The 12025-nt window shown below is 34.7% G+C and carries 10 protein-coding genes; 5 read left to right on the forward strand and 5 right to left on the reverse strand.

The window, feature by feature from the left end; all coding sequences use genetic code 11:
• Nucleotides 1–64: 64 nt before the first annotated feature.
• From ACFSTE_RS17725 to ACFSTE_RS17740, 4 genes are all read right to left on the reverse strand, one after another.
• The gene (locus ACFSTE_RS17725; RefSeq protein ID WP_378254735.1) at nt 65–1303 is read right to left on the reverse strand and encodes a mechanosensitive ion channel family protein; all 1239 of its coding nucleotides are present in this window, start codon (nt 1301–1303) and stop codon (nt 65–67) included.
• Between the two features lie 18 nt (nt 1304–1321).
• Complete coding sequence (locus tag ACFSTE_RS17730; protein WP_176030327.1) at nt 1322–1939, reverse strand: YqaA family protein; 618 nt, start codon at nt 1937–1939, stop codon at nt 1322–1324.
• A gap of 217 nt (nt 1940–2156) precedes the next feature.
• On the reverse strand, nt 2157–4808 hold the full coding sequence (locus ACFSTE_RS17735) for a hypothetical protein (protein WP_378254737.1): 2652 nt from the start codon (nt 4806–4808) through the stop codon (nt 2157–2159).
• A 496-nt stretch (nt 4809–5304) separates the two neighbouring features.
• Nucleotides 5305–5688, reverse strand: a complete 384-nt coding sequence (locus tag ACFSTE_RS17740) for a hypothetical protein (protein ID WP_176030325.1) — start codon at nt 5686–5688, stop codon at nt 5305–5307.
• 436 nt (nt 5689–6124) lie between these two features.
• On the opposite strand from ACFSTE_RS17740, the gene menA reads away from it, so the two are divergent.
• The 5 genes from menA (at nt 6125) to ACFSTE_RS17765 (ending at nt 10882) form a co-directional block, all read left to right on the forward strand.
• Nucleotides 6125–7054, forward strand: a complete 930-nt coding sequence (menA, locus tag ACFSTE_RS17745; RefSeq protein WP_176030324.1) for a 1,4-dihydroxy-2-naphthoate octaprenyltransferase — start codon at nt 6125–6127, stop codon at nt 7052–7054.
• A 30-nt stretch (nt 7055–7084) separates the two neighbouring features.
• A complete protein-coding gene (locus ACFSTE_RS17750) occupies nt 7085–7762 on the forward strand; it encodes a metal-dependent hydrolase (RefSeq protein ID WP_176030323.1) in 678 nt (225 codons plus the stop codon).
• Entirely contained in the window at nt 7759–8811 is a 1053-nt protein-coding gene (locus tag ACFSTE_RS17755) for an o-succinylbenzoate synthase (protein WP_378254740.1), read from the forward strand. Before ACFSTE_RS17750 ends, ACFSTE_RS17755 begins: the two co-directional genes overlap by 4 nt.
• Complete coding sequence (locus ACFSTE_RS17760; RefSeq protein WP_378254742.1) at nt 8812–9702, forward strand: CPBP family intramembrane glutamic endopeptidase; 891 nt, start codon at nt 8812–8814, stop codon at nt 9700–9702.
• A gap of 73 nt (nt 9703–9775) precedes the next feature.
• Nucleotides 9776–10882, forward strand: a complete 1107-nt coding sequence (locus ACFSTE_RS17765) for an AMP-binding protein (protein WP_378254744.1) — start codon at nt 9776–9778, stop codon at nt 10880–10882.
• A 333-nt stretch (nt 10883–11215) separates the two neighbouring features.
• Here the strand turns inward: ACFSTE_RS17765 and ACFSTE_RS17770 are convergent, their stop codons facing one another.
• Entirely contained in the window at nt 11216–11653 is a 438-nt protein-coding gene (locus tag ACFSTE_RS17770; protein ID WP_176030319.1) for a thiol-disulfide oxidoreductase DCC family protein, read from the reverse strand.
• Between the last annotated feature and the right edge of the window lie 372 nt (nt 11654–12025).

Consider the following 12025-nt stretch of genomic DNA (forward strand, 5'->3'; position numbering starts at 1 on the left):
CAGTAATTTATAGTTTAGCTAGCTGCAAAGGTACGTACTGGGCATAAAATAGCACTAGAATTAATCAGGAATTAACAGAAAATTGTAGCTCGAATGTTTCCAGGTCAAAGTATGGGATAGCCGCTAGAAAATGGTCAAACATATCAGCTACGATAATTTCATAATTTTTCCACACTTTATCATTGCTAAATGCATAGATTTCAATAGGAGTACCTTGAGCAGTTGGGGCTAACTGGCGACTCATAATTGTCATCTCTTTATTAATATATGAGTGGTTTTCCAGGTATTTTTCTACATATTTTCTGTAGACCCCCAGATTGGATAAGTTTCGACCGTTGATAAGAAGCTTCTTGTTGACCGCGTGTTTCTTATTGAATTCGTTAATTTCTTTTCTGGAGGTATCGATATAATCACTAAGCAATTCGATATCTGCCAGTTTTTTCAGGTCCTCATCAGAAAGAAATTTAATAGAAGATGTTTTGATAAGGATAGAACGTTTAATTCTTCTTCCACCAGAGTCAAGCATCCCCCTCCAGTTTTTAAAAGATTCAGAGGTTAGGTGATAGGTTGGTATAGTGGTGATGGTTTTATCAAAGTTCTGGACCTTTACTGAGGATAGATTGATTTCTATAACATCTCCGTCAGCTCCGTATTTGCTCATTGTAATCCAGTCACCAATACGAACGGTATCATTAACAGCTACTTGTATACTGGCGACAAACCCGAGGATGGTATCTTTGAATATTAACAATATCACCGCTGACATAGCTCCTAATGCGGTTAGAAATGTCCAGATGGATTTACCGGTAATAGATGAAAAAATAAGAATAGCTCCAATGGACCAGGCAAATATCATAAATACCTGAATATAACTATCAATAGGTTTGTCCTTAAAAGATGGGAGTGTTTTTAAAAAATCCCGAAAGGTTCTGAGGACACTACGTACAATCCATATGGTCAGTACGATAACAAGCATATCGAATAGTACTTCCAACACTTTTTCTGCTTTTGGAAAGGCTATAAATAATTTGGGGACTACCCAGATTATAATCGATAGAGGACCTATATGTGCTAAATAGTTAAAGGTTTTATTCTTAACCAAGAAGTCATCAAAAATATTTTTGGAGCGTTTGGCATAATTCTGAAATATGCCCAGAATAACTCTGCGTAAGATCAGGTCTATGATAAAAATAGCAAGTAAAAGAACAATAACACCGATAATAACATTGAGATATTCTGCCAATTCCGGCGAGACGTTATTTTTGATAAGTAACTTATAAAAATACCGAGTTAGTTCTTTCATTATGTATAAGTAGTATATCTATATTAAACTAAAAATAGCAGCTGCATAGAGATAAAATCTAAGAAAACGCAATAAACCAAACAGTAGGTAATTAGTAAGTGGATATCCTATAATCCCTGCTGCAATACTGGTAATAGCAAATGGAATAGGAAGTAATGCTCCTACAATAATTAAAAATCCTCCCCATTTTCTGGTATTTTTAATATGTTTTGCCATTTTTACTTCCAGGTAATTCTTCATCGTAGGGATTTTGGCTATAGCAATTCCCGAAAAATAAGAAACCACCCCACCCAGATAAGACAATAGTGCCAAAATAGAAAGATAGGTTATAGGGCTGGATGCTTTATCACTCCAGGCAATAAATATTTCTGGGGGAATCAATCCCAAAATTGATTCCGAAGCAAAGAAGATACCAAAAACAGTATAGTCAGAATAATTCTCAGTTACATAAATAAGTAAATCATTAATATTGACAACAAAGTAATTTATAAATAACAGCGCTGCAATAAATAGTAGAATAGGAGGAAGGGCTTTTTTTAAACTCTTTCCCAAAAACTTATAAAAACCTGTATAACTATAGTACTGATGTAATAGTTGTAGCCTTGTCTTTTTAACAGATTTTGAATTACTCTTCATTCGCGTTCTTTAAATAAAAGTTCGTAAAAATACTATTTTTGAAACTACGTCAGGATTAAAAAATCATAAAATTTCAATAATTTTTTCTGACTATAAATTAGGACGTTTTAATCCCAAAATCATTACAAATTATAAACGCTTTTATTTACAGATACGTATAAAAAACCCTGCAAGATTTACTCTTGCAGGGTTTATATTTATAGGTTTTTTAAAAAAACTACTGTTTTGTCATGAACTGAATTGATTCTGTCCAGTTTCCACCAGTAATTTTTAAGATATATGTTGTACCTGGTAAGAAGTTACAATGCTTATCTAGGTCGATAGTAAATGTATTACAACCTCTGTTTATTTGCTTCTTCACAGCAGGTCCGGTTCTGTTACCATCCATTTTAAAGGTTTCATAAGTAACTTCCTGATCCTGATCTACAGCGATGTCCACTGTTAGAATTCCCGTTGCTTCTACTGGAATAGGATATGCTTTAACATCGTATTCCTTAGTTGTACAAGGATCTGGCTCTACTGTTACTACTACAGTATCCGTAGCAGTACATCCGTTTGCATTGGTAGCAGTCACTGTATATGTAGTGGTAGTTGTTGGAGAAACATCAATAGATGCTGTAGTAGCTCCATTAGACCACTCATAGCTTACAGCATTATCGCTGGTAGCAGTTAAGGTAGTAGATTCTCCCTCGATAATATTTGCATCATCCCCAGCACTTACGTTTGTATCAGATACAAATACAGTAACAGAATCCTCTGTAGTACAATCTCCACAGTTATTAACAGTTACTGTATATGTAGTATCTTCAGATGGAGATACTACAATACTTGGTGTTGTTTCTCCTGTAGACCACTGATACTGTACTCCATTAGTATTGTTAGTGATACATTCTCCGAAGTTGAAGTTAAAGTCACCAAATGAATCTGGTGCTCCGTCTATTGTAAACCATCCAGATCCACCGTTTGTACCTGGAGTAGCTTCGAAGTTATTAGCGTCGATACCTAATTGGAAAGAAGGTCCTCTTCTTCCGATAGAGTAGCTTAATCCACCACCAACTTGTGTGATAGTACCAGTTAACTGTGTATAATATGCCCACCCAGAAGAATCTTCTTCCTGATGACAGTCATTTCCTTTAGGACTTCCGTCAGGAGCAGTTGTTGTATACCCAGAGTAGGTAGCATCTACTTCAAATTCAGTATTTGGAGTATTGTTATATTCTAACACAGTCCCTTTTACAGTTGCAGTTCCATCTGCATTAAGAGTCCATGTCATATCAACATTTCTAAACCATCTTCTGGTTCCGTTGTCGTTAATAAATACAACAAACTGATGTTGTGATCCTCTACAGTAATCAGTGTTTAGTAATTCATACTCAACACACTCTTCACACTGTCCTTCTCCTGTTACAGAAGCGGTAAGAACTACTTCATCACCTTTGCATACTGTTTGATCATCTCCTGCATCCACAGTAATTACTTCTTTTTCGATAATAGTTACAGAATCCAGCTCGATAGGACAATCGTCATTCCCCCATCTTACTACGATATCATACGTATCAGGAGCAAGGTTATCAAAAGTATAAGAACCAGAATCGTCTTTTACATTTGTAAAGTTGTTTCCTCCATCAATAGAAAGTTCAATGTTTGTTCTGTTTGGTGTATCTTCATATGTAAATGTGATAGAACCAGTAGCATTTTCGCAAGTAGCATCTACAGACGTTACCTGTACGTCAGGAGAGTTGTTGATTTTTACTTTTACAGTATCAGTTGCTTCACATCCGTCACAGCTTTTTACTTTTACGGTATAGTTTCCAGCTTTATTTACAGTGATATCTTTTGTATTATTTGCTCCAACGATACCAGGTCCTGACCATTCGTACTCTACAGTATCATTAGTAGTTGCTTCGATTTCATAACGCACGTAGTCAACTAGGAAAGAACATTGTCCATTATCTTTTACTTTTATGTATCTCGCTGGTGCATCTAATGTATATGTGTACTCAGCATAATATTGAGAAGAGAACTTAACGGTTCCAAGAGAAGTAAATCCATTATCTCCGTTTAAGGAAGCCTTGATAGTAGCACTTGCTTTATTAGAATATGTATTAGAACAGTGCTTTAATTTCATTTTGGTATGGATTTTTGTTCCTGCAGGAACTACCTTACCAAAATCTATTGTTACAAAAGAAGTACCATATCCTCCGGCAGTCCATAGCTTAGCACCATGTCCACTACCACAGTATGCTGCATTAGAAGGAGGGTAGTACCAGCTACAGTATCCTCCGTGCTTATATAACGTATGATTACAGTCAGACTCTGCATCTGTAGTACATGTAGTAGTACCTGCTACTGTTGCAGAAAGAGTTACTTCTTCTTCGTTACAAACTTCTACATCCTCTCCTGCATCTACTGTAAGATCATCACATGGATCTATACAGTACTCAGGACATAAGTGCACTACTTGATAATTGGAATAAGTAACCTTGTATCTTTTGTCATACTTCAGGTTATTAAAACTTCCGGCATCAGCTTCAACAGCTCTAAATACATTTCCTGCATATGCATATGTAGTCCATGTTTGTCCTGGAGCCAATCTTTTTTTGAATCGGCAGTACCAACCGTCGTATATGTAAATGTCGGTAGCACATTTTCCTGTGTTTTTGAAAGTTACACATTTTCTGGACCAAGCGTAATCTTCACTGTTATTTTCAGAAGTTAGTGCAATTTCTTCAGTAGTGCTTGTTGGAATAGCACTTTTAGCGCTCATAACAGCTCCTGAAAACATGAACAAGCATGTCAGGAGTAAGATGAATTTGTTTGAAAATAAAAACGACCCATTGCCATTTTTATTAAAAGTAGTTTTAATCATAAAGATTGGTTTTGAAAAATTAAAAAATTATTAAACTGATTCATATAAAATGGATTAGCAAAATGACTAATCACTTTCTTTAAAATTTAATAGTATTTAATATTAGGGTATGATTAAAAAAAATGGGTTAATGAACATGTAGGTTTAAGAGTATCGTTCATAATTGACAAGTACAAAGATTAATAAAGAAATTAAACTGTTAAAATTTATATCTTAAAAAACGTTAAAATGAAGAGTTTTCTCTGTAAAGAGTGCGTTTGAAAGAGGAGAAGTTGATATAAATACAAAAATTGTAGGTAAATACTGCTATTGAGTAGGAAAATTACGGTTTTTTTATGTGTATACTGCTGTTTGTCAGTACTTTGTGTTTTTAGTGTTTTTTTATTTTAGTGGAAAAAAGGCGGATTGATAATCAATTAATTATGTATGCATAATAAAAAATCCCTTTATAAAAATTACTTTATAAAGGGAACTATTGCTATTTTATGCTAGATACTTAGTTAGAGAAATCGCGTAATGCTTTGCTGTATTCTCTAAGGTCTGCAATATTCATTTTATTATCCAGATCTTTCATTAAAGCTATTAGGTATTGTAAACTTTCGACGGGATTTACTTCTGTTTCTACCGTTGTATTGTTTTCTGATACCAGCTCATCTTCCTCAATAGGATCATCATCAGGGATTGGTATTAAAAAAGTGTCATTCTCCTCTATGTGTTCATACGTAAGACGTAAGGTTTTTACAACCAACGGAACTTCTTCTTCAATTGCAAAGGGACGAAGTGTTTTTAAATCTTCTATAAGTGTATTGGTTATAATTCCAACTCTTTCAAGATCTCCCAGAATTTTATCGATTAATTTGACAGCCTTTTTACTTTTCAAGGAATATAAATTTTAGGGTTTACATTTAAATTCTGACAAATTTAGTCGTTTTAATTGTTCTATAAAATCTTTTTTTGGCGATACTGAAGTATTTTTTAAAAAAAACACACTTTTCAGCACTTTAATAATAGGTGTATTTTTATAATAAATAACTGTATAACAATAGTGTATATGCATGGTGCAAGATGATTTACCCGTATTCCTGCTAAAGTTTGAGGTTTAACCGTAACCTACTTATCTACAAAGCGTTTTATATTTGTCATGTATTCCAATTACAATTTTTCCCTTACTTTTTTTGTTTTCCCCAACACTTACCTCCTCGGATACAGGAGGTAAGTTCTTTTTTATACCTATGTGATTATATCTGGATGTGAATTTTATTTTTTTTTTGATGAATTTACTGTTCCTTTGAATGATAATTAGAATGCGATATACGATGTCAAAAGTAAAAGCCTGGGTTATGGCAGCCAGATTGAGAACGTTGCCACTTTCTGTTTCTGGTATTATAGTAGGAGCCTCTTTGGGGTTTAAAGAACTCAACACCATAAGAGAAGTGGATGGAGGTCTATTTCAATCACCTGTCTTTTGGTTTGCGATATTGACTACTTTGGGATTACAGATTTTATCCAATTTTGCCAATGATTATGGAGATGGTGTGAAAGGAACAGATAATGAATCAAGAATTGGTCCGGCCAGAGCTTTACAATCTGGAATGCTTAGTAAAAAAGAACTTCTTAATGGTATCATTCTTACTGCTATTATTTCATTTTTATTAGCCACGTACCTTATTTATCTTTCATTTGGAAGTAAGCACCTGATCTTCTCTGTCTTTTATTTGATTTTAGGTGTTTTTTGTATAGCAGCAGCGATGAAGTATACTATGGGGAGTTCTGCATATGGGTATAAAGGCTTAGGAGATGTATTTGTATTTATTTTTTTTGGGCTGGTTAGTGTGGTAGGATGTTATTTTTTATATACTAAGTCGTTATCCCTGCATATTTTTCTGCCAGCCATTAGTATAGGAGCATTAAGTACTGCGGTACTGAATCTAAACAACCTCAGAGATCACGATGGAGATAAAACCGCAGGAAAGAATACATTAGTGGTTAAAATGGGATTTTCTAAAGGAAAAAAATACCATTATGGCTTACTCATCTTAGCAACAGGTACGTTATTGTTATTTTTAGGATTGACTTATGAACGGTGGATACATGCGCTTTTCCTGATTGCTTTTATTCCGTTAGGAATTCATTTTAATACAGTAAGGAACACTTCAATACCTCAGCAATTAGATCCCGAATTAAAAAAAGTCGCTTTAAGTACTTTTTTATTAGCTATATTAATTAGTTTAGGGTATGCTATATAAGTTTTTGAAATAATTAAAATACTATTCGACATGAATATTACTTTTTACGGACAAAATACGTTACTTATAGAGACAAATGGAAAGACGATTGTTGTCGATCCATTTATTTCAGGAAACCCTTTATCAAAAGATGCCATTGCAATTGATGCTATAAAAGCAGATTACATTTTATTGACACACGCTCATCAAGATCATGTATTGGATGCAGAGGCTATTGCCAAAAACACTAATGCTATCATTGTTTCTAATTATGAGATTGCGATGCATTATCAAAGCAAAGGAATCGAAGTGCATCCGATGAATCATGGAGGGAGCTGGACATTTGATTTTGGAAAGGTAAAATACGTACATGCGATTCATACCAGTAGTTTTGCCGATGGAAGCAATGGAGGACAACCAGGAGGATTTGTTATAGAAGCAGATAAAAACATTTATATCGCAGGAGATACAGCCCTGACCATGGATATGAAATTGATTCCACTGCATACGCAGTTAGACCTGGCAATCCTTCCAATTGGGGATAATTTTACGATGGGAATAGATGATGCTGTTATTGCCAGTGATTTTGTAGCCTGTGATCGTGTATTAGGAGTACATTATGATACTTTTGGGTATATAGAAATTGATCATGAAAAAGCACGTGAAGCATTTGTAACAAAAGATAAAGAATTGCTACTATTAGAAATAGGAGGAACTCTTAACGTATGACAGCTTCTTATCAACAGTATATTTTAGAATTTAAACGACCTAGTGGTACCTCTAGAGGAGTATTGACTACTAAGGAAACCTGGTTTTTGCTATTACAGGACGGTACTGCCATTGGTATTGGAGAGTGTGGTATTCTCAGAACCCTCAGCATAGATGACCGACCAGATTATGAGCAAAAATTACAATGGGTATGTGAGCACATCCATCTGGGAGAAGAAGCCCTTTATAATGAGCTGACAGCATTTCCCAGTATTCAATTTGGTGTAGAAATGGCTTTTAAGTCATTGCGAGCAAGAGATCCGTTTATTTTATTTCCTTCTGATTTTACCAAAGGCATTCAGGATATTCCTATTAATGGTTTGATCTGGATGGGGGAGAAAGATTTTATGAAGGAGCAGATCACTCAAAAACTGGCAGCAGGTTTTCAGTGTATCAAAATGAAAATAGGAGCGATAGATTTTGATACCGAGTTATCGCTATTAGCGTATATCAGATCGCAGTTTTCTAGTGACGTGATTACATTACGAGTAGATGCTAACGGTGCTTTTTCTCCTTCAGAAGCCCTGACCAAGCTAACTCAGTTACAGGAATTCTCGCTTCATAGTATAGAGCAACCGATTAAGCAGGGACAGACGACAGAAATGAAATCGCTATGTAAACAGACTCCATTACCAATTGCATTAGACGAGGAACTTATAGGGATTTTTGCTTATGAAGAAAAGAAGAAACTATTAGAAACGATTCGACCTCAATATATAATACTAAAACCGAGTCTTATAGGAGGGTTTAGAGGAAGTATGGAATGGATTCGTCTTGCTGAATCCATGAATATCGGCTGGTGGATTACCAGCGCATTAGAGAGTAATATCGGATTAAATGCGATTAGTCAGTTTACATATACCTTGGAAAATGACTTGCCTCAGGGACTTGGAACAGGAGGTTTATATACGAATAATATACCGTCTCCTCTAGTTGTAAGTGAGGGAGGGCTGCGGTATGATCCGGAACAACATTGGGAATTTGATCAATTAATACACACACAATTATAAATGTATATAGAAAAAGGAAAAGAAGGAAGTTTGGGAATGTGGAAATATATTCCACTACCACTTGCATTTTTAGGTTTAATGGCGGCTAATTATTGGTTTGTAACTACATTTGATGTCGATGTAGCAGCCATGTTCGAACAACAAATCACCGAGAAAGGAAAGAATCGTTTTTTTGCAGAAAACCTCCTCACATTTGTCATCTTTTTAGGGGGATTGTTCTTTTGGGTCAAATTTGTTCACCGTCAGGGAATCAGATCTTTAACGACCAGCAGAAAAAAAATTGACTGGAAGCGTATTCTTTTCATGTTTATCCTCATGGGACTTTTTGTGGTTGTATCCGTAACGATTAGTTATTTTATTGACCCATCGCAGTTTATTTGGAATTTCGATGCAGAAAAATTCGCAATCCTATTTTTACTGAGTGTATTGTTAATTCCTTTTCAAACCAGTTTTGAAGAATACCTGTTTAGAGGGTATATGATGCAGGGGATTGGATTGGCAGCCAGAAATCGATGGGTGCCATTGGTGGTGACTTCTGTATTATTTGGGTTAATGCATCTGGCAAACCCAGAAGTTGATAAAATAGGACTTATTATTTTAGTGTACTACATCGGAACCGGATTCTTTTTAGGTATTATTACGTTGATGGATGAAGGACTAGAATTGGCTTTAGGATTTCATCTGGCTAATAATCTGGTTACGGCCTTATTAATTACAGCCAATTGGACTGCTTTTCAAACCGATTCTTTGTTTATAGATATGTCAGAACCTGATAAGAGTTTTGAAGTATTATTGCCTGTTTTTGTGGTCTTTCCTATTTTTATAGGGATTTTAGCAAAAAAATACCAATGGACAGGATGGAAAGAGAAACTTATGGGAAAAGTTTCATAAAAGGTATTAGAAACATAATAATCTTTTCATACTGTCATAACATAAACCTGTATAATAATATTGACATTTGATTATGGAGACAGTGAATTATTTTTCTACCCCCCAAATCCATAAAGAATTTTCCATTAATAAACAGTTATTTACTAATGACAGTTTAAAAGAACAAGCGCATTTGTTCATAAAGGAAGGAGAAGTGTATGAACAGGAGGTTGGTAAGTTCTTATTAGAATGGCTGGACAGCAATGAATACATCATAGTATACACTTCGGGTTCTACCGGTACTCCCAAGGCTATCAAAGTATTTAAACTACACATGATCCAAAGTGCATTAGCTACGGGGAAGTTTTTTAAGGTAGGTGAGGGAACTACTGCTTTACTGTGTTTATCGGCTACTTATATTGCAGGTAAGATGATGTTGGTTCGCGCTATGGTATTGGGATGGAAACTTGATATTGTTCCTCCAAAGACCAACCCATTAGATACGGTATACAAGCAATATGACTTTTGTGCAATGGTGCCCTTACAGCTCGATAACTCCTTAAACAGACTTCATTTAGTAAAAAAGTTAATTGTCGGAGGAGGAGCCATCTCAGAGAACCTCAAAGAATTAATTCAGGGAGTTAAAACAAAAATTTATGAGACCTATGGAATGACAGAAACAGTGTCTCATATCGCAGCCAGACGTGTGAATCCAAAAAAGAAGAAAGATGTTGCCCGTTTTTTTAAAGCATTGCCAGGAATAACACTGGGAATAGATGATCGTAACTGCCTGACAATTAAAGCTCCTAGATTAAGTAATGAGGCAGTAATTATTACGAATGATGTCATCGAACTAAACAGTTATAAGAAATTCACCTGGAAAGGTCGTTATGACAATGTCATTAACAGCGGAGGCATCAAGTTGTATCCTGAAGAGATAGAAACTAAATTACAATTATTGATCACCAAGCGATTCTTTGTCTCTTCTGTTCCGGATGATGCATTGGGAGATAAGGTTGTTCTTGTGGTGGAGCAAACCTATGATGAAACTATAGAGGAATTTCTGAAAGAAGCTATTGTCAACCTAAAGATTCTTTCCAAATACGAAGTTCCCAAAGAAATTTATTTTGTAACTACTTTTGAAGAAACTCCTACCGGTAAAGTACAGCGCACCAAAACCTTGGATAAAGTCATTGTGTAAATCATCAGATTATTCGAGATGAGTAATCTGTTTTTATTAGAAAATAAGAGAATACTAAGAAAAAAATATCAGTCATTCTTTCTTTTGTTAAATCTTGAACAGGGGATAAAGTAGTTGTTTGCAGGAGTAAGAGGCGTACTACCTCAAAGCAGATTAAATAATCTCGAAAAAGGCATATAATTTAATGGTAGTAAAATAAACCTCCATCCAGCTATCCATTTCTTTTGTTTGTACCAAAATGATATTCCTGCAGAAAAAGAAAATCATGAGAACAGAAGTGAAGTAAGTCATTAGTCTTGTATATATTTTTTTCATTGTTCTAACAGTGTAGGATTAGTATAAAAATTGAGATTGTTCTTTTACCGATGGGATACGGCACGTGTTTTTCTTACCTAAAAAGAAGTATCTGTTTTTAGCTATTAAATGATAGCAGCGATCTCTTATCACGGGAGGAATGTATAGTAGTACGGAACTTATAAACCTATATTTAGGCAATTCCTGTAGAATTTTTAAGATTGCCGTTGATTTACTATACAGTTGGTCCTGATCATAATAATAAATAGTAGAAAAAGGATGATTAATCAGTTGTTCCTTATGCGCTACTATTTCTTTAGCTGTAACTGATTGCAATGAACAATAGTAAATTCTTTTTTGTAAATCTCTTACAATTACAAAATCAATAAAGCCATTACATAAGTTACACACCCCATCAAAAAAAATAACTTTTTTGCTCTTTTTGGTGTTGATTTCAGTTCTTGAATTCGAATTCATACATCATAATTGTTTAATCGTTATATATTCTTTTAAATATTAATTGTGTACAGAAAAGTGATTGCTTGATCCTAAGAGGGGTGGGAGTACAAAATTATATGAAATATCTTTCTTGTCAATCGGGAATTTTCCCCTATTTACTGTAGTAGTTTCAGTAAAATGAATTTTTCTTTGGTGTAGACTACTATCCGTTAAATCTGATTTATTCGAAATTAACGGATGTAGGATAAGTTTTTTTATTAAAATAAAAAGGAATGGGAGAAAGGTATAATTAAAGTGATTTCAGGGAACGTTTTAATAAAACGATAATGCAAGAACAAAATAAAGCCCCTAGGTTGTATTTTTGTATGGTACATCAGACTTATCTGATGA

The sequence above is a fragment of the Aquimarina hainanensis genome (genome assembly GCF_042684685.1).
GTDB lineage: Bacteria > Bacteroidota > Bacteroidia > Flavobacteriales > Flavobacteriaceae > Aquimarina > Aquimarina hainanensis.

Excerpts from the sequence above, each read along its gene's own strand:
- ACFSTE_RS17750 (WP_176030323.1), top strand. The coding sequence starts at position 7,085 with ATGAATATTACTTTTTACGGACAAAATACGTTACTTATAGAGACAAAT.
- menA (WP_176030324.1), top strand. The coding sequence starts at position 6,125 with ATGTCAAAAGTAAAAGCCTGGGTTATGGCAGCCAGATTGAGAACGTTG.
- ACFSTE_RS17725 (WP_378254735.1), bottom strand. The coding sequence starts at position 1,303 with ATGAAAGAACTAACTCGGTATTTTTATAAGTTACTTATCAAAAATAAC.
- ACFSTE_RS17760 (WP_378254742.1), top strand. The coding sequence starts at position 8,812 with ATGTATATAGAAAAAGGAAAAGAAGGAAGTTTGGGAATGTGGAAATAT.
- ACFSTE_RS17770 (WP_176030319.1), bottom strand. The coding sequence starts at position 11,653 with ATGAATTCGAATTCAAGAACTGAAATCAACACCAAAAAGAGCAAAAAA.
- ACFSTE_RS17765 (WP_378254744.1), top strand. The coding sequence starts at position 9,776 with ATGGAGACAGTGAATTATTTTTCTACCCCCCAAATCCATAAAGAATTT.
- ACFSTE_RS17755 (WP_378254740.1), top strand. The coding sequence starts at position 7,759 with ATGACAGCTTCTTATCAACAGTATATTTTAGAATTTAAACGACCTAGT.
- ACFSTE_RS17735 (WP_378254737.1), bottom strand. The coding sequence starts at position 4,808 with ATGATTAAAACTACTTTTAATAAAAATGGCAATGGGTCGTTTTTATTT.
- ACFSTE_RS17730 (WP_176030327.1), bottom strand. The coding sequence starts at position 1,939 with ATGAAGAGTAATTCAAAATCTGTTAAAAAGACAAGGCTACAACTATTA.